Genomic DNA, 17,578 nt, shown 5'->3' with positions numbered 1-17,578 from the left:
GAGGTGGAACTTTGAAGAACCAGACCGCAATCATCGTCGGCGGCGCTTCCGGGCTCGGATTGACGACCGCGAAGCTCATGATCACCCATGGGGCCACCAGGATCGGGCTCATCGATCGCAATGAGGAACTGCTGGCCTCGTCGGCTGCGGCGCTGCGCGCGCTCGGCGCCGAGGTTGCGACGGCCGTTGCCGATATTTCCCGGGCGGAAACGGCGCATCGCGGCTTCAACCAGATCGCCGGCACGCTCGGCCGCATCCATGTGCTCGTCAACAGCGCCGCCATCTATCCCAGGCGGCCTATCCTTGAGATCACCGACGAGGAGTGGGATCTCGAAAATGCGATCAACGTCAAGGGCACCTATCATATGATGGTCGCCGCCGTCCTGCATATGCGCCAGTACGTGAACGCGCCCGAGGTGACGGGGCGGATCGTCAACGTGACCTCGGTCGATGCTTTCAAGGCCCACCCCCAAAACGCCCATTATGCCGCAACCAAGGCGGCCGTCGTCAGCCTGACGAAATCCTTCGCCCAGGAATGCGCCAAGGACCAGATCCTTGTCAATTCCGTGGCGCCCGCGGGTTTTGCCACGGATCGGGCGAGGGAACTCGGATTCCTGCCCGAGCTCGCCAAGGCCAGCGCGCTCGGCCGTGCGGCAGAGCCGGTCGAGATGGCGGAATGGATCGTCATGATGGCGTCGAGCCGCAACACCTATGCCACCGGCGAAAACGTCGTCGTCAGCGGAGGCTATATCTATGTCTGAGCCGCTGCCCTATCGGGTCGCCGTCGTCACGGGTGCGACGAGCGGCATCGGCCGCGCCACCGTCGGCAGGCTGCGCGACATGGGGCTGACGGTTTATGCCGTCGGCCGAAACGCCGAAGCGCTCGATGAACTGGCCGGGGAGAGCGGGGCGAAGCCGATCCGGGCCGATGTCCGCGATACCGCTGAAATCGTGCGGCAGCTTGAAGGCGTTGACGTCGATATCCTGATCAACAATGCCGGCATTCTCTCGACGCGGGCGACTTTCGCCGAGATCGAACCTTCCGAGATCGATGCCATGATCGATATCAATCTCAAGGCGCCGATGCATCTGACCCGCGCATTCCTGCCTGCCATGGTCGAACGAAAGCGTGGCCACCTCATCTACATCGGTTCGAGCGGCGGTCAGGCGCCATATCCGAATATGGGCGCCTACGGGCCGTCGAAGGCCGGGCTCAGCCTGTTTTGCGACAATCTGCGCTGCGACCTGCTCGGAAGCTCGGTGCGGGTGACGGAGGTGGTGCCGGGCCGCGTGCAGACGGACCTCTATCGAACCGCAATGGCCGGCAATCAGGCGCGAACTCTGCTTTACGACGGCTACCGCCCGATACAGCCCGCTCACATCGCCTCGATCATCGCGAATGCCATCGAGCTTCCTGTTTTCGTCGACGTGTCCCGGATCGAGGTCTTCCCGACCGACCAGGCGACCGGCGGCGGCACGATGGTCAAATTCTCTGAGCAGTAAGCGGGCGATCCGCAGACGTGCCAACGATGGCCGAGCCTTCCGCACCGGCATTCCGGCGCCTCGATCGCACGGCAAACGATGCCGACACCGAGGCGCCGGTCTCCCCCTCCAGGGAACAGAAGTGCTGCTCCGGCGTTCGAAATGAAAGAAGATGATTCCCACGTCTTTCCGGAGTGCCTGTCATGGAAGAAAAGGCCAATACAATCAAAGATCTCAGCGTCGAGGAACGCGAGGAGATCTTCGTTGACATCGCCCGTACGCTGGAAGACACGGCACGTGAGGCCCTTGTCGAGGGCGATGCGCAATTTGCAGAACTTTCCATCAACATGGCTGAAGCAATTCGGGTCAGCGCCGACGAACTGGCCCGTGACGATCCCGAGAATGCCGAGCGCGTGCTGCTGCGGGCAACGGCGATGATCTCGCAGTTCGAGGCCTTGCACCCCTATCGCATGGTGAGTATCGCCGTTCATTGACGGCCGGGATAGCGCCCGGGCGCTCCGGCCCGAGCCTCCACTCAAATCATTGCCATCGGTGGGAACTCTTGCAACCCCGCGAGGGTTATCGGATCGAAATATCTTTGCATGAGTGGAAGGATGACCGGTATGACACGCAGATCCGCCGTGCCGCCGGAAAGCGGCACTGACGACGCACGCTCCGCCGACACGCAGCAGGCGGCGGATGATCGTCGCAGGACGTTGGAGAATGCCCGCAGGAATGTAGGCACGGTGATAGGCGGAGCCGACACCGAAACACCCAGCCTGAAACTTGCGAAGGAATATTTGAGACTCGGTGGCTGCCGCCGGTCCAAAATTGACGACAACATCACCGAAGTCCGCCAATGGGACGAGGATCCGCCGGAGGCCGAACGGTTCTGGAAGGAACGGGTGGAGACGCTTTCGAAAGATGAGCGTAAACAGGTGGAGGATTTTCTTCCGACCATCAACACACCCTGAATGGCTGATTCAAATGTGCTTGGAGGAGATCATGGCTATAGACAAGCACGAGCAGATACGTCGCCGTGCTTACGAAATCTGGGAGGCCGAGGGTCGCCCGGATGGTGCGGACCAGCGCCATTGGCTGCAAGCCTGCGATGAACTGGCCGGCGAGGACGAGCATGAGACGCTGCAGGACCTGCTCGATGAAGACGACAGGGATGATGCGGCGCTGCTTCAGGGCGCCGGTGAGAGCGGCGATTTCGATCGGCCGCCACCAAAGCGCGGCCGGGTTACCCAGGTTTTTCCCGTGCCTGATATCGAAATGACGACGGGCGAAAAGCCGTCCCAGCGGAAGATCAGGAAGACCGAAGGGCCGTGATCCGATGCAGCATCTCGACCACGCCATCCAAATCGCTCTCGAGGCGCATGAAGACCAGGTTGACAAGACTGACCGGCCGTTCTTCGAGCACTGCCAGCGGGTAGCACTTCTCGTTTCCGGCGACGATACCCGAACGGTCGCCTATCTTCATGACGTCGTCGAGAAGGGAAGCGGGTGGACGCTCGACAGGTTGAGGGAGGAAGGCTTTCCGCCGGCAATTATCTCCGCGGTCGATGCCCTGACGCGGCGGCCCGACGAGCCGGATGACGATTTCGTCAGACGTGCGGCATCCAATCCGCTGGCCCTGCCGGTCAAACAGGCCGACCTCGAAGACAATCTCCGCCAGGCCGAACATGCCGGCAAGAAAACGGAAAAATACCAGCGCGGCCTGGATCTCCTGCGTACCCTGAGGAACTGGCAATAAGAGCGCTCGGCAGCGCGCGCGCGCGCTACTGCGCCTTCATCTCATGTGCCGCGAGCGGCCACGGGCGTTTGCCCCATTTCACGTTTTGTTGGCAAACCACACGATCGGAGTGCCGAGCACCCCTCCCTTGCGCATCGCTGCCTTCAGTTCTTCCAGCTTACTGAAAGCCTGAGCCGCTTCCAGCGTGGCAAACTCGTGCGTAACGGTAATGTCGTTCGGATTGTCGGTGGCCCGGTAGACGGCTTCCGCCGTAACGCCATTGGCCTTTTGCACCTGTTGAAACGCATCGTATGTCTTGCGCCAGGTGGCGTAGTCGGAGACCTCGTGTCTGACGAATAACGTCGTCATATCATCCTCCCTCGTTGCGTTTCCAAGTCTCGTTGAGATGTGTGCTACGATTGAACCAGGAACATCATGGTCTCGGGCAGGACGCCGTCACTCGCCATCGCATCAGCCGCGGCCTTGGTCTGCATGAAGTCCATCAACTTTTGCATGTCCGCAACGTCCATGACCAAACCGACGCGGTTAGAGGTTTGCGGGTCTGTAAAGGTGCGAATATTCGTGACGCCGATGGGTTCTAGCACCTGCTTGCGAACAGGCGAGGCGAGCCAGTGTTTCGTGTCTTTGACGTCGTGATAGATCATTATGGTAGGCATTGCATCCTCCTCCCATAGTTCCAAAATGAAATCATAGTATACCACCAAGCCTGTCAGGATTTCACTTCAATAATATTTATTTAGGAGAATTAAGTTATGAAATTGAGAGGGTAGGTATGATTATTATCAGTAATCCGAAAATATTAATGGCGCACGAGAAGGTAAATACATAGCTCGGAAAATCTGAAAGATGGGTACGCACTTTAGTATACGATGACAATATCGGTCGACGTATCATCGACAATCGAAGCCGCGCAGGAGAGGTTCAGCAATGAACGAACGCCTACCATTTGATCTCAAGGCCTATGTGCGCGGCATTGAAACAAGGCCATGTTTTATCTGCGGCTTGGTCAGGAACGAGCCCGCTTGCTTTCATCATCGCATTTTCGAGGACGATGAGACCATCATCTTTCTGAGCAAATATCCGACTCTTCCGGGTTATTGCCTGGTCAGTCCGAAGGAGCACCGTGAGGATCTGGCGCAAGATATATCGACAGACGAATATCTTCGATTGCAGGAGAAGGTTCACATCTTGTCGCGCGCCCTCAAAAGGCTGTTCGACGCCGAGCGAATTTATGTGCTTTCACTCGGCAGTCAGCAAGCCAATAGCCATTTACATTTTCACGTTGTTCCCTTGCCTTCAGGCGTGCCGCTTGAAAAGCAGCAATACCATGCGTTGATGGCAGAGCATGGCGTTCTGCAGATACCGGACGATCAAATGGCAGAATGGGCGCAGCAGATCGCTGAGGCGTACCATTCCGAGCTGATTAATCGCAGTTAGGCCTCACCACGCCCGAGTGGTCCGAGGATGGTGATGCCTTCGCTGCGTGCGGCGTCCGCCATCTTTCGGTCGGCCGTCGCCAGAGGTTGGTCTTGTGTTTTCGCCAGGGCGACGTAACTCGCTTCATATCCCGACGATGTGATCCGCGAAGTGTAATGAGTTGGTGTGGTGGCGGGATTGCAGCTACATCAGGAGAGCAAAGGCCGGCACGCGCATGCCGTTTTCGCGAAAGTGCCGCTGCAGTTCGTCGAGATCCGGGCAAGCCGGCGGATTGGCGAGCGCCTCTGCCCAGTTCTCCCCGCTGGGCAATGCCATCGCCGCGGTGACGAGGACGGTGGTCCCTGCGCCGATTTCGCCGCGGAGCTGCGGCAGAAGGGTCTTGGCGTGGATGAGGTTGGTGTTGGGGATCGGGCTCATCGCGTGGCCGGCCCTCGGACGGGCCGACAGATCCACGATCGCGCTGACATCCGTGCGTCCGTACCAGACGGCCCTGCCTTCCGCCTGTTCGGATCGATCGGCATTGAAATCGGCGCGTTCGATCGCAAAGCCACCCTCGATGGTGCTGAGCGTACGCGGCGTGGCGATGCGGTGGATGCGGATGTGCCAGGGGTTTGCGGGAACGAGCCAGGTTTCGATGGTGACATCATTCCAGGGGCGCCAGCGTGAATAGAGCCGGTCGCCTGCTATCAGCGCCTCGTCGAGGGTTTCGCGCATGCGGAAATGGGTGCCGTCGTCGGAGAGGCCGAGCATGCCCTCAAAGCTTGCGGCGGCAAAATTCCGGTCGTCGGCTTCGATATTGAAGGCGTAGCGGGTGGAATAGACGAATTTCGAATATTTCTCGTTGGCGCCGCGCATCTTGTCGTGCTGCTGGCCGGAGGAGAGCACGACGACATTTCCGGGCGTGTGCATGGCGACCATACCCGCCGGCTTCAACGTCACCGCTTCCGGGAATTGCGGCTGCGGCGCCTCTTCGGCGGTCCAGAAGGGATGGTCCTCGGGCAGGGCGAGCGGCAGGAAGAATTTCAGCGCCCAATAAGGCGAGCCGGGAGAATTATAACTCTCGCTCATCAGCAGGTTCGGATAGCCGTAGCCGATGGACAGAACGCCGTCGCGGTCCGCGATCGGCAGTACCGACCACCAGCGGATATGGCGCATGTAATAGCCCTTGATCTCCGCCCAGGGCAGCGCCTCGACGCCGGCAAAGGCAAGCGCGCCCCAGAAGCCGCCGGCCGCGAAACGGTAGGTCTGGCTGCGGCCGAATGCAAGGGCAGCGCCATCCGGGCCGAACCAATGGCGGACATCCCTCGCGAAGGTCCGGGCGCGATCGCGGAAGCGATCCTTGCGGGCATCGTCGCCGCGCGCCAGCACCGTATGGATCAGGCCGTAGAAATGCATGGCGAAGGGGATGTAATGATCGACCCGCCGCACCGGCCCGTCGCGATACCAGCCCTCGCCGAGATCGAAAGCCTCCAGCTCGTCGAGATAGGCGACGGTCTTCCCGTAGTCGAAAGGAATACCAACGCGCTCCAGCCCGAGATCGATGAGGACGCGGAAGAATTTCCAGTTGTTGTCGATGAATTCCAGTTCGCGTGCCGCGATGAGGTAGGCAGAGACCGTCTTCTTGTCGGTGTCATCAAGCGGCTCCCAGATATGTTCGGGCACGAGCGCCAGCGCAAAGCCGACGGCGGCAAGCTCGACCAGCCGCTGGTTGCGGTCGGCGAGATCGCCCCAATATTCGGGATGATCAGGGTTGGTCCCATTTGCGAGGCCGCGCCGATAGAGATCCCAATGCGGAAAATGGCCGCCGCCGGCGGCAAGGGGGACGATGCCCCAGAGCGGCCGCGCAAATCCTTCCAGATCCGCCGCCGCCCGGTCGAAGATCGCGCCGGTGGCGCCCAGGCGCACACGGGCGCCACCTTCGGAAAAATAGGGCAGAAGCGGCTCGAAGAGATCGTTGACGGCCTTTGCCAGATCATCGCGAGTCTTCAGGGGATTGCCGGAAAGCGGATTGGCTCTGGTGGGATCATATATCATCGTCAGCTCAAAATTTCCTGAAACAGGATCGGCCGCGGGCCATGTGATGGTCCGCGGCCGCCGGCATTTCGTGAGGCTACTTGATGGCCTTCACGCCTTCGGTCATTTCCTTCAAGCCGTCATCGATGGGGGTGTTGTCGGTCATGATCGCATCGTGGACGCGGTTGAGCACGACTTCGATCTTGGCGGCGTTCGGATTGACCGCCATTTCCAGATAGGCCTTCGATGGTATCAGCGCCTCCTTGCTGGCCTCGTCTGCGGGGAAACCGGGTGTCGCCGCGATCTTTGCACTGACGTCGGCGGTCTTGAGCGCCGGGAAGGTGCCCGTCGACGCGACGACTGCCGCGCCTTCCGGGCCGGTGACGAACTTGATGAAGTCGAGGGCGGCAGCCTTGTGCTCGGAATTGGCGTTGACCGCCAGCCCCGAGATCTGTGCGGCCGTCGTGCCGGCTGCCACACCGTCGGGATGCGGGAACTTCACGATGCCCCAGTTCTTGCTCTTCGATTCACCCGATTTCACCTTGGCGATCTGGGTGCCGACGAACCAGGTTCCCATCGGCAGCATGCCGATCGTGCCGTTGAAGAAGAGCGCCGAGTAATGCGTGTTCGATGTCTTCAGGAAGGCATAAGAGGGGATGGCGCCATCCTTCTGCAGGGTGAGCGCGCGCTCGTACCAGGACTTCAGGAAGGCGTAATCGCCATCGACCAGCGTGTGTTTTCCATCGAGGATGCCGGGCAATTGGACGGTCGAGCGCCATGTATGCAGCAGCGCGCCATAGGTCTTGTTGGTGCCCATGCCGCCCGTGAGCTTCTCGGCGGTCTCGTCGAACTGCGCCCAGGTCATGTCGTTGCTGGGGTAGGGGACACCTGCCTTGTCGAAGATGTCCTTGTTGTAATAGACGATCCAGAAGTCGGAGCGGAACGGCAGCGAATAGATCTTGCCGTCGATGGTCAACTCCTCGATCAGGCCGCCATAGGGCGCCGGATCGATCTTCTGATCGGTCACAAAGCCGCTGAGATCGGCGATGTTGCCGGCGCGCACCAGATTGGTGTAGCCCGGCACGTCCTTGATGGTGACGATGTCGATATCTTTCGAGCCGCCGGTCAGCTGCGTCGAGATCATCTGCTGGTAGTCCTGCGAGCCGAGGTCCATCGGCTCAAACTTCACGTTCGGATGCTTGGCCTGATAGGCTTCGATCAGCGGCTTGTAGTAGGCAGTCTTGTCCCAGTCCCACAAAGCCCATTTCAGCGTCACGGCGTCCTGAGCAAGCGCTGCGCCTGCCGTCGTCGCGGCCAGAGTGAAACCTGCCACGGCAAGTTTCACCGTCCTCCCGATATTATCCAAATACATTCCTGTTCTCCTTCCCTGGATCAGTTATTTATGAAGCGTCTTGTGCATGCGGTTTGGCGTGCGTCGGCAAGTCCAGGACCATCTCCGCCGCGCGATGGGCGGCGAATGCGACGGCGAACATTCCGAGTGAAAAATTGAAGGTCGCCGGCATGAACACGGAAACCGGATAGAAGAGGATGTGCGCCAGCCACAGCGCGGCGTTGAAGGCGAGCGCGGCAAGCGCTGGGAGAGGGCGGGCGACGGAGGCAAGTGCGGCGAGGCGAAAGAGTCGTAGAGCCGGCAGGTCGCGCATCACCATCAGGACGATGAGATGGCAGGCGGTGACCGCGAGGAAAGCGGCCGCGACGAGGGCGATCGCCAGCGGGGCGGCGAGCGCCAGATTGTCCCGGGCGCCGGCGGCATATGTGGCAATCGCATGGACGCCGATGGCAAGCGCGCCCGCCAGGACCAGGCCGCAGGCGGTGGCGCGCCAGAAATAGCGCAGGAACGCCTCGGTGAAATCGCGCAGGAGATAAGTGTTGCGGTCTTCCACCAATGCCACCGAGACGCGGGCCGTGGCGGCGAGTGCTGCCGGCAGTGTCACCACGAAGAGTGAAGCGAGAATGAACAGGATGTTGAGCTTGACCATCTCCCACCATTCGCGGACGAGGATTTCGGCAAACAGAGCAAGGCCGGTCCTCTTCGGAGCATCCTTGGGAATGCCCGGCCCCTCCTTCGTCCACATCTCCCGCAACCATTGCATGGCCATCTCTCCAGGCGCTCAGTAGAGAATCGAGCGTTCCGTTTCCGTGTCGAACAGCTGCGCATTGCTCATGTCGGCGACGAGGCTCGCCTCCTCGCCGATATCGGGCCGGAAGCGCGGCGACACACGGGCGATGAGATTGCGTCCGCCGGCGACCATGTTCAGGTGCACTTCCGAGCCCATCGGTTCGGCAAGCTCCACCACCGCCTTCAGAGGCGCGAGATTTTCGGGCGGAATGTCGGCCGGCGGCAGTTCGTGGAAGTTCTCCGGGCGGATGCCGAGCACCAGTTCGCGGCCCTCATAGGGAGCGATCCTGCTCTTGTCGAAATGGGCGGGCAGCGGCAATTCTCGGCCGTCGAAGACGGCAACGTAGCTATCACCCCGGCGCTGAATGGTCGAGGGCAGCATGTTCATCTGTGGCGCGCCGATGAAGCCGGCGACGAACATGTTGACGGGGCGGTCGTAGAGGTTCTGCGGTGTGTCGACCTGCTGGATATGGCCGTCCTTCATGACGACGATCCGGTCGGCCATGGTCATGGCTTCTACCTGGTCGTGGGTAACGTAGATGAAGGTGGCGTTGAGGCGCTTGTGCAGCTTGGTGATCTCAGAGCGCATCGTGCCGCGCAGCTTGGCGTCGAGATTGGACAGCGGCTCGTCGAGCAGGAAGACGGCCGGGTTGCGCACCATGGCGCGGCCGAGCGCGACACGCTGGCGCTGGCCGCCCGAAAGCGCCTTCGGCTTGCGGTTCAGGAGATGGGTGATGTCGAGGATCTTGGCGGCATCCTGCACCTGTTTATCGATGAAATCACGCGACACTTTGCGCAGCTGCAGGCCGAAGGCCATGTTCTTGTAGACGGTCATATGCGGGTAGAGCGCATAGTTCTGGAAGACCATGGCGATATCCCGATCCTTGGAGGGGACGTCGTTCATGACGTCGCCGCCGATCTTGAGTTCTCCGCCCGAGATCTCCTCGAGGCCGGCGATCATCCTGAGCGTCGTCGATTTTCCGCAGCCGGAGGGGCCGACCAGGATGATGAATTCCTTGTCTGATATTTCGAGGTCGATATCGTGGACGACGGTGAGGGCGCCGTAGGATTTGTTCAGCTCTTTAAGTGAAATGCTGGCCATCGGGTTCTCCTGACGTCACCAATAGGAAGACCAGCGGCGCGAAAGGCGCGTCAAAGCTTCCATGTAATAATAATCTCCCCAGGAGACGCACTCATCGACGCCCTCGCCACGGCAGGTGTTGAACGGCGATTTCTTCGAATAGGTGGCGTGCAGCACCAGTCCGTTGGAGACAGTGGGATCCTTGACCGCATAATGGTCGGTCAGGCTCTTCATCATGCGGCGCGCGAGCGTGCGATAGCGTTCGGCGGCTTCGGCGTCGACGAGCTCGGCCATTTCAAGCAGCCCGCAGGCGGTGATCGAGGCCGAGGAGCTGTCGCGCGGCTCGCCGTCGCCATCCGAAAACACCAGATCCCAATAGGGCACCATGTCGGCCGGCAGCCGGTTGAGATAGAAGGCGAGCAGCCGGTCGAAGCTCCTGATATATTTCTCGATCCGCTCGTAGCGATAGGAGATCGCCATGCCCGCTATGCCCCAGGCCTGTCCGCGCGCCCAGGCGCTGTCATCCCTGTAGCCCTGCTTGGTGGCGCCGCGCACCGGCGCGCCGGTGACTGGGTCCATGTAGAAGGTGTGATAGGTGGAATCATCCGGCCGCACCGAATTGGCAAGCGTGGTGCGGGCATGAATGAGCGCGATCTCGCGATATTTCGGATCGCCGGTTTCGCGGCTTGCCCAATAGAGTAGCGGCAGGTTCAACAGGCAGTCGATGATATAGCGGTATTCTTCCGCCTTGCCCTTGCGGCCCCAGGCCTGGATGAACTGGCCGATCGGCTGGAAACGTTCGATCAACTGGTCGGCGGCGAGGATCGCGGCTTTACGGCCGTCCTCGTCTCCGACGAGTTTCCAGGCGGCGATGCAGGAGGGCGAATAGAGGAAGCCCATGTCGTGGTGATCGGTCTCGATGCGGTTGACGATCCGATGCAGGAAGGACTGGACCTGGATCTGCGCGGCATGGCGGAACACCGGCTCGCCGCTATGCTCGAAGGCAAGCCACAGCTCGCCCGGCCAGAAGCCGGCGGTCCATTGGTCGTTCGCCACGGCGGGATAGACATTGTTCACGCTCGAATGGTTCTGCGCGGCATAGGTGAAATCGGGAAGGTTGCGCCTGACTTGCTCGACGGCAAGATCGAGTGCGGCATTCACTTCCTTGTCGGTGATCGGCTGCGGGGCAACTGTTGAAACGGCATTCATGGCTTTAACCCTTCAGTCCCGTCGAGGCGATGCCTTCGACGAAGAAGCGCTGCAGAGCGAGGAAGACGACGAGAACGGGCACGAGGGCGACGACGGAGGCCGCCATGATCAGCCCGTATTCGGCCGAATATTGCGAGATGAACATGCGCAGGCCGATCTGGACGGTCTTCAGCTCGGTCTTGGTGAGATAGATCATCGGCCCGAGGAAATCGTTCCAGGTGCTGACGAAGGTGAAGATCGTCAGCGTCGAGAGGGCGGGCTTGGAGAGCGGCAGCATGATGCGCGCCCAGATCTGATATTCGTTCATACCGTCGATGCGGGCCGCTTCGCAAAGCTCGGTCGGGATCGACATGTAGAATTGCCGCATCAGGAAGACGCCGAAGGCGGTGAAGGCCTGCAGGCAGATCAGCGCCAGATGCGTGTTGTTGAGGCCGAACTCGCGCATCAGCAGGAATTGCGGCACCATATAAACCTGCCAGGGCATGGCGATGGTGGCGATATAACCAAGGAACAGCGTGTTCTTATAAGGGAAGTTTAGCTTGGCGAAAGCGTAGGCGGCAAAGCTGGAGGTCAGGAGCTGCAGCAGCGTGACGATGATCGTCAGTTTCGAGGTGTTGTAGATGAAGAGCGCAAGCGGGATCTTCGTCCAGATGTCGACGTAGTTCTGCCATTGCGGCTCAGACGGTATCCATTCGATCGGGAAGGCGAAGACGTCGCGGCTGAGTTTCAGCGATGCCGAGAGCATCCAGGCGAAGGGCATCAGCATCACCACCGTTACCGTAATGACGATGGCATAGAGAAGGACCGTTTTGACGGTGACCCTGCGTCCGGCGATCCTCATGCTTCGTCCTCCCTCTGGCGGCGGAACTGGAACACCGTGACCGCGAGCACAAGGAAGAACAGCACCAGCGAAATCATGCTGGAATAGCCGAGATCCCAGGAAATGAAGGCCTCGTTATAGATGTGGTAGACGAGCACGAGCGTCGAGGTGCCGGGGCCGCCCTGGGTGATCATGAAGATCTGGTCGAACACCTTGAAGGACTGGATCGTCAGCATGACGGTGACGAAAAAGGTCGTCGGCCCGAGCTGTGGTACGGTGACATGGATAAATTTCTGCCAGGAATTGGCGCCGTCGAGGTCGGCGGCTTCATAGAGCTCGGCATTGATGCCCTGCAAGCCGGCCAGGTAGATGACCATGTAATAGCCCATGTTCTTCCAGATGCCGAAGAGGATCACCGTCACCATCGCCCAGTGACGATCGGCCGCCCATCCCGGCATGTTCTTCGGGTCGAGGCCGAGCGTGTAGAGGATCATGTTCACCGGTCCCATCTCGGGATTGAAGATCATGTTCCAGACGACGGCGACCGCGACCAGCGAAGCGACATAGGGAAAGAACATCGCCGTGCGGAAGAAATTCCGCCCCGCGATCTTCTGGTTGAGAAGGACGGCGAGGCCGAGCGCGCAGAGCAGCGTCGCCGGCACCGAGGCGACCGTATAGATGATCGTGTTCCAGAAGGCCGCGACGAAGGCCTTGTCGTCGAACAGCCGCCAGAAATTATCCAGCCCGGCGAAGGTGATGGCATTCGAGCCGTCCCAATGCATGAAGGCGAGCGCAAAAGCGAAGAGGATCGGGCCGAGCGTGAAGACGGCGAAACCGAGGAAATTCGGCGCGATGAAGGAATAGGCGACGAGCGCGCTGCGAATCTTGCGCTGGCGCTTGGACAGAGCCGCGACCTTCCGGCGTGGAGTTGCCGGGGCGCCATCCCTGGCGATGACCGAATTCGATATGGACACCGATGCTTCCTCCTGGTCGAGCATTCCGTTGGCGGCTTCCGGGCTTCTTTAACTAAATCCAGAGCCGTTCGGGCGGATGGGCGCCGCCTGTTCTTCCTCCTGCCAAGGACATAGCACATCTCCGGTATTGGTCAAACAAGTTCTGAATAGATCATACAAATTTTATGGCGAGCGCCGAAAACATATGATAGGTGAGGATGGAGGCCAGAGGCCGGTCGATGCTTTTTCCGCTACGGGGAGGGACATGTTCAGCGAGATTTCAGGCGCGTTGCCGGACGTCCTCGGCGATTTCACGCCGGGAGCCGTCTGCTCCGATCGTGAAAGATGGAACGGAGTGCCGCAGGCGGTGCGGGACGTGGTCGTGCGCGACGCCGAAGCCACACTTGTGCGCTCATGGCCTCTGATCACCGTTTCGGATTACCGGGAATATACGGCGACCGGCAATCGCTCGCGCTTCGAGGCGCTTTATTTCACGCGGCGGCGGATGCTCAACGATCTGGTGCTGGGCGAACTCGTCGAAGGGAGCGGCCGGTTCCTGCCCGGCATCGTCGACGGCATCTTCCTGATCGCCGAGGAGAGCGGTTGGCAGCTTCCGGCGCATAATGCCTATGGGCGCGGCGGCCCGCGTCTGCCGCTTCCCGACAACTCGCAGCCGGTCGTCGATCTCTTCGCCGCCGAAACGGCAGCCCTTCTGGCAACGATCGTCGCCTTGCTCGGCGATGCGCTCGACGGCGTCAGCCCGGAGATTGCCGCGCGTGTGAAACTCGAGATCGAGGCCCGCATCCTGACGCCCTATCTCGGCCGGCATTTCTGGTGGATGGGCCACGGCGACGAGCGGATGAACAACTGGACGGCCTGGATCACCCAGAACGTCCTGCTGACCACCTTCTCGCTGACGACCGATCAGCCGGTGCGCCGCGCCGTCGCCGAAAAGGCGCTCGGCAGCCTCGATGCCTTCCTGAAGGACTACGCCGAGGACGGCGCCTGCGAGGAAGGCGTGGTCTATTATCGCCACGCCGCACTCTGCCTGCATGGCGCGCTGACCGTGCTCGATAGCGTGGCGCCCGGCCTGTTCGGCGAGGTCTGGCGGCAGCCGAAGATCCGCAACATGGCCGAATATATCGCCCATATGCATGTGGCCGGCCGCCATTATTTCAACTTCGCGGATTCCTCCGCCGCGGTCGAACCCTGCAGCGCGCGCGAATATCTGTTCGGCAAGGCTGTTGGTTCCGAGATGCTGTCGGCCTTCGCCGCGGCCGACCGGGCGGCAGCCGAGAGCCCGCATCTGCCGGGGGAATGGAACCTCTGGTATCGCGTGCAGGAACTGCTGACCGGGCCGGCGATTCCGAAGGCCGAGCCGAATGCGGCGCCCGGGCGGGATATCTTCTATCCCGGCATCGGCCTGTTCGTCGCCCGCGACGGGCAGTTTTCGCTCGCGGTCAAGGGCGGCAACAATGGCGAGGGCCACAATCACAACGATGTCGGCAGCGTGACGCTCTACAAGAACGGACGTCCTTTCCTGATCGATGTCGGCGTCGAGACCTACACCGCCAAGACCTTCTCGCCGCGGCGCTACGAGATCTGGACGATGCAATCGGCCTATCACAACCTGCCGACATTTTCAGGCGTTATGCAGTCCGCCGGCGAAGCCTTCGGCGCTAGGAATGTCGAGGTCGAATTCGGCGAGGCGAGCGCGCGCATATCCCTCGAAATATCAGGCGCCTATCCCGAGGAAGCGCAACTTCGCAGCTATCGCCGCGCGGTCTCCCTGCTGCGAGGCCGCCATGTCGAGATCGTCGATACCCATGACGGCGACCGGCCGGCGCTCCTGTCGCTGATGACGTGCCTCGCGCCGACCGTCATCTCCGACAGGATCGATCTCGCCGATCTCGGCAGCATTTTTGCCGAGGGCGCCGGCGAAATCGAAATCGACGAGATCGAGGTGGACGACGCCAGGCTGAGATCGGGCTGGCCCGAAAAGCTCTATCGGCTGCGTGTGCCGCTTGCCGGCAAGCGCCTGAGATTGCAGATAAATTAAAGAGTTAGAGCATGATGTCCTCCGAAAACCGCTCACAGTTTTCGGCATCATGCTCTGAGGAGGACGAACATGGAGTTGACGCTGAAGATCGTGGATGCCGACGGGTTCGTGCTGGCAAGCGCCACCGGGCGGGACGAGACCTTTCTCGTCTATCGCCAGAGCTATCGCGACGGAGACTGCGTCGTCGTCGAGGCTTCCGAGCCTGGCCATGCCTTCCTTGCTCTCGATAGCGCAATCCACCCCGCTTTGGTCTACATCAGGGAAAGCGCCTATTACCTCGCCGTGCCTTTCGGAGACAAGCGCAAGTCCTATTCGCCGAACGCCTTCAAGGGCGATATCCACCGGCTTTCGGTGCGAAGCGCGCGGCCCGACGAGCTCGCCCAGCGGCGCAATCTCGCTTTGAACCCCTGGGACGATCACGCCAATCGGGCGCTCTTTCCGCATGCCCGCGCCAATGTCGAAACCCGCGGCGAAGCGGTGTTCGCGGCGCGCAACGCAATCGACGGCGAGAAGGCCAACGACAATCACGGTTTCTGGCCGTACACCAGTTGGGGCATCAATCGCGATCCTGAAGCCGCCCTGACGGTGGAATTCGGCCGGCCGGTTCGGATCGACGAGATCGTCTTCTACCTCCGGGCGGATTTCCCGCATGATTCCTGGTGGGAGCAGGCGAGCGTCACCTTCTCGAACGGCAGGACCTCCTTCTTTCCGCTGATAAAATCGGGCGCCGCGCAGGGTTTTTCCATAGAGCCCTGCATCGTCGAGTGGGTGGAACTGCACGGGCTGATCAAGGCGCAGGACGGCTCCCCCTATCCGGCGCTGACACAGATCGAAATCTGGGGAACGGAGGCGCCCGGCGCTGCAGCCGTCGCCGTCGAAGACGAGGCCCGGCACGCCGCCCTTCCTCCTACTCTATGAACCCGCGGCCGACCTCGGCCGAGCCGCGCTCGGCGGGCTATCGTGCAGCCTGTTCCAGGCGCGCCGCAACTGCCGGGCCGAGCCGAAGCCGGCGCGCATCGCTACGGCCTCCATATCCAGTCTCGAGCCTGCGAGCATCTCGCGGGCGAGAGCGACGCGCATGCGGTTGATGAAATCCGTAACGCTCATGCCCGTCTGCTCGTTGAACAGCCGCGAAAGGTTGCGCGGGCTGGCGCCGCTGAGGCGCGCGAGCGATGCGACCGACCAGTTCTGAGCCGGATCGGCGGCCACCGCATCCTGTGCACGATGAATGACCGGGTGGATGTGGTTGCGACCTTCGAGCCAGGGCGAAAGCTGTGGGTCCGAGCCGCCGCGCCTGACATAGACCACGAGATACCGCGCGACCGCGACAGCGCATGCGTGGCCGGCCGCTTCGGCGACGATATGCAACATCAGGTCTATGCCGGCGGTGATGCCGGCGCTTGTCAGGCGCTCGCCATCCTCGACATAGAGCCGGTTGTCCCGGATACGCGCCGTCGGCGCGAGCCTCGCCAGGTCCTCCACGCAGCCATGATGGGTGGTGCATTCGCGGCCGTCGAGCATTCCGGCCTCGGCCGCGAGCAAGGCGCCGGAGCAGATCGAGACCAGCCGAAGCCCCGGACGGATAGCGCGCTTCAGCCACGCGACGATGGCGGCCTGGGCGTCGCGCTCCTGCTCGTCCCACGGACGGTTGTTTTCCATCGGAGCGTCGGCGCTGCCGGCGATGACGACAAGCGCCTTGTCGGGCAAGTGCTCCGGCAGGGAGGCGACGCCGGTAACGGCAAGGCCGATCGAACTGCCGACCGTTGCCGACGGACCGATATAGGTGACGCTGAAGCGCACTGTCCGCTGTTCGAGGTTCGCCTTGCGCAGCACTTCAATTGGCCCGGCCACGTCGAGCAGCAGCACGCGCGGCGGCACGACGACGAAGACGGGGATATCGAGGGGCTGCGCGGCCTCGCTCATGCGGCGAGTTGCTCTGTGTGTGCCGCCAGCGCCTGTTCGACAGTCGCGATCCTGGCGAAACGGTCCGACAGGACCAGTTCCGTGCGGCCCCGGATTTCTGTGGCGCTCCAGGTGCGGCCCGCCGCGTCGGTCATCGGGAAGGTCAGAGTGGCTTCGCCGACATAATCGACCTGATAGCCGAGATCCGATGCGTGGCGGGTCGTGGTCTCGCAGCATTGTTCGGTGCGAATCCCGGAAACGATGATACGGCGCACGCCATTTTCGGTCAGCCAGACGTCGAGCCCGGAACCGACGAGCGCGCTGTGACGGCTCTTTCTAAAGGTCGCGTTCGGAGTGATCCGGAGCGGGGCGAGCGTCCTGACGAAGCCGGAGCTTTCCGAAAACGGCCCGCTTCCGTCGACATGGAAGATCTGGATGACGGGTATCCCGCTGGCCTGCGCGCCGTCGATCAGAGCCTGCTGACGATCGATATAGGCGGATGCGGGACTTTCGTCCCAATAATCGCGCTGCCGGAAGGACTCCTGAGCGTCGATGACGAGAAGGACAGTATCATGACCGGACATTTCTTGCTCCATTGACGTTGATCATGAAGCCATACTCTGTCATCCCAGGACAGAGGAAAATGCACGCTCCGGACAAATAGCGGACATTTCACGCCAGCATCTGCCGGGGCGGCATCCACGGGGCGGCAGGTAACATCCA

At 61.3% G+C, this 17,578-nt stretch carries 20 protein-coding genes; 9 read left to right on the top strand and 11 right to left on the bottom strand.

Going from position 1 to position 17,578, the window contains the following annotated elements:
• Positions 1-11 precede the first annotated feature (11 nt).
• The 6 genes from BBJ66_RS12225 to BBJ66_RS12200 all read left to right on the top strand — a co-directional run bounded on the left by BBJ66_RS12225 (position 12) and on the right by BBJ66_RS12200 (position 3,241).
• On the top strand, positions 12-761 hold the full coding sequence (locus BBJ66_RS12225; protein WP_071087257.1) for an SDR family NAD(P)-dependent oxidoreductase: 750 nt from the start codon (positions 12-14) through the stop codon (positions 759-761).
• Entirely contained in the window at positions 754-1,503 is a 750-nt protein-coding gene (locus tag BBJ66_RS12220) for an SDR family oxidoreductase (protein ID WP_071087255.1), read from the top strand. The genes BBJ66_RS12225 and BBJ66_RS12220 overlap by 8 nt, the downstream gene beginning before the upstream one ends.
• A gap of 182 nt (positions 1,504-1,685) precedes the next feature.
• Positions 1,686-1,976 carry a hypothetical protein gene (locus BBJ66_RS12215; RefSeq protein WP_071087253.1) on the top strand — a complete coding sequence of 97 codons (291 nt, stop codon included), beginning with the start codon at positions 1,686-1,688 and terminating at the stop codon, positions 1,974-1,976.
• Positions 1,977-2,105: 129 nt separating this feature from the next.
• Positions 2,106-2,456, top strand: a complete 351-nt coding sequence (locus BBJ66_RS12210; RefSeq protein ID WP_071087251.1) for a hypothetical protein — start codon at positions 2,106-2,108, stop codon at positions 2,454-2,456.
• A 31-nt stretch (positions 2,457-2,487) separates the two neighbouring features.
• Positions 2,488-2,817: a DUF2934 domain-containing protein gene (locus tag BBJ66_RS12205; protein ID WP_071087249.1), complete on the top strand. Its 330-nt coding sequence runs from the start codon at positions 2,488-2,490 to the stop codon at positions 2,815-2,817.
• A gap of 4 nt (positions 2,818-2,821) precedes the next feature.
• Positions 2,822-3,241 (top strand): HD domain-containing protein, encoded by a 420-nt coding sequence (locus BBJ66_RS12200; protein WP_049732572.1) that lies wholly within the window; start codon positions 2,822-2,824, stop codon positions 3,239-3,241.
• Positions 3,242-3,319: 78 nt separating this feature from the next.
• Here the strand turns inward: BBJ66_RS12200 and BBJ66_RS12195 are convergent, their stop codons facing one another.
• Complete coding sequence (locus BBJ66_RS12195) at positions 3,320-3,589, bottom strand: antibiotic biosynthesis monooxygenase (protein WP_049732573.1); 270 nt, start codon at positions 3,587-3,589, stop codon at positions 3,320-3,322.
• Positions 3,590-3,633: 44 nt separating this feature from the next.
• Positions 3,634-3,897, bottom strand: coding sequence for a hypothetical protein (locus BBJ66_RS12190; protein WP_049732587.1), 264 nt, complete (start codon positions 3,895-3,897; stop codon positions 3,634-3,636).
• Positions 3,898-4,168: 271 nt separating this feature from the next.
• Here BBJ66_RS12190 and BBJ66_RS12185 point away from each other — a divergent pair, with 271 nt between their 5' ends.
• Entirely contained in the window at positions 4,169-4,678 is a 510-nt protein-coding gene (locus BBJ66_RS12185; protein ID WP_071087246.1) for an HIT family protein, read from the top strand.
• A 183-nt stretch (positions 4,679-4,861) separates the two neighbouring features.
• Here the strand turns inward: BBJ66_RS12185 and BBJ66_RS12180 are convergent, their stop codons facing one another.
• The 7 genes from BBJ66_RS12180 to BBJ66_RS12150 all read right to left on the bottom strand — a co-directional run bounded on the left by BBJ66_RS12180 (position 4,862) and on the right by BBJ66_RS12150 (position 12,939).
• The gene (locus tag BBJ66_RS12180) at positions 4,862-6,712 is read right to left on the bottom strand and encodes a DUF2264 domain-containing protein (protein WP_071087244.1); all 1,851 of its coding nucleotides are present in this window, start codon (positions 6,710-6,712) and stop codon (positions 4,862-4,864) included.
• Positions 6,713-6,788: 76 nt separating this feature from the next.
• Positions 6,789-8,063 carry an ABC transporter substrate-binding protein gene (locus tag BBJ66_RS12175; RefSeq protein ID WP_049732576.1) on the bottom strand — a complete coding sequence of 425 codons (1,275 nt, stop codon included), beginning with the start codon at positions 8,061-8,063 and terminating at the stop codon, positions 6,789-6,791.
• Positions 8,064-8,091: 28 nt separating this feature from the next.
• The gene (locus BBJ66_RS12170) at positions 8,092-8,805 is read right to left on the bottom strand and encodes a DUF624 domain-containing protein (protein ID WP_071087356.1); all 714 of its coding nucleotides are present in this window, start codon (positions 8,803-8,805) and stop codon (positions 8,092-8,094) included.
• Positions 8,806-8,823: 18 nt separating this feature from the next.
• A complete protein-coding gene (locus BBJ66_RS12165; protein ID WP_049732577.1) occupies positions 8,824-9,933 on the bottom strand; it encodes an ABC transporter ATP-binding protein in 1,110 nt (369 codons plus the stop codon).
• A 15-nt stretch (positions 9,934-9,948) separates the two neighbouring features.
• A complete protein-coding gene (locus BBJ66_RS12160; protein WP_071087242.1) occupies positions 9,949-11,121 on the bottom strand; it encodes a glycoside hydrolase family 88 protein in 1,173 nt (390 codons plus the stop codon).
• A gap of 4 nt (positions 11,122-11,125) precedes the next feature.
• Positions 11,126-11,962, bottom strand: coding sequence for a carbohydrate ABC transporter permease (locus BBJ66_RS12155; RefSeq protein ID WP_049732579.1), 837 nt, complete (start codon positions 11,960-11,962; stop codon positions 11,126-11,128).
• On the bottom strand, positions 11,959-12,939 hold the full coding sequence (locus BBJ66_RS12150) for a carbohydrate ABC transporter permease (protein ID WP_210293161.1): 981 nt from the start codon (positions 12,937-12,939) through the stop codon (positions 11,959-11,961). Before BBJ66_RS12150 ends, BBJ66_RS12155 begins: the two co-directional genes overlap by 4 nt.
• Before the next feature lie 220 nt (positions 12,940-13,159).
• Here BBJ66_RS12150 and BBJ66_RS12145 point away from each other — a divergent pair, with 220 nt between their 5' ends.
• Positions 13,160-14,953 (top strand): heparinase II/III domain-containing protein, encoded by a 1,794-nt coding sequence (locus BBJ66_RS12145; RefSeq protein ID WP_071087240.1) that lies wholly within the window; start codon positions 13,160-13,162, stop codon positions 14,951-14,953.
• A gap of 69 nt (positions 14,954-15,022) precedes the next feature.
• On the top strand, positions 15,023-15,871 hold the full coding sequence (locus BBJ66_RS12140) for a carbohydrate-binding protein (protein ID WP_071087237.1): 849 nt from the start codon (positions 15,023-15,025) through the stop codon (positions 15,869-15,871).
• Here the strand turns inward: BBJ66_RS12140 and BBJ66_RS12135 are convergent.
• Both BBJ66_RS12135 and BBJ66_RS12130 read right to left on the bottom strand, forming a co-directional pair.
• The gene (locus BBJ66_RS12135; RefSeq protein ID WP_071087235.1) at positions 15,866-16,876 is read right to left on the bottom strand and encodes a GlxA family transcriptional regulator; all 1,011 of its coding nucleotides are present in this window, start codon (positions 16,874-16,876) and stop codon (positions 15,866-15,868) included. The two genes, BBJ66_RS12140 and BBJ66_RS12135, sit on opposite strands and share 6 nt — an antisense overlap.
• A complete protein-coding gene (locus BBJ66_RS12130) occupies positions 16,873-17,451 on the bottom strand; it encodes an isochorismatase family protein (RefSeq protein WP_184341901.1) in 579 nt (192 codons plus the stop codon). The genes BBJ66_RS12135 and BBJ66_RS12130 overlap by 4 nt, the downstream gene beginning before the upstream one ends.
• Between the last annotated feature and the right edge of the window lie 127 nt (positions 17,452-17,578).

Origin of the sequence: Rhizobium sp. RSm-3 (assembly GCF_001854685.1) — a bacterium.
Taxonomy (GTDB): Bacteria; Pseudomonadota; Alphaproteobacteria; order Rhizobiales; family Rhizobiaceae; genus Rhizobium; species Rhizobium ecuadorense.
The sequence above is the reverse complement of the archived record's forward strand: the minus strand, read 5'-3'. Positions and strand labels throughout refer to the sequence as shown.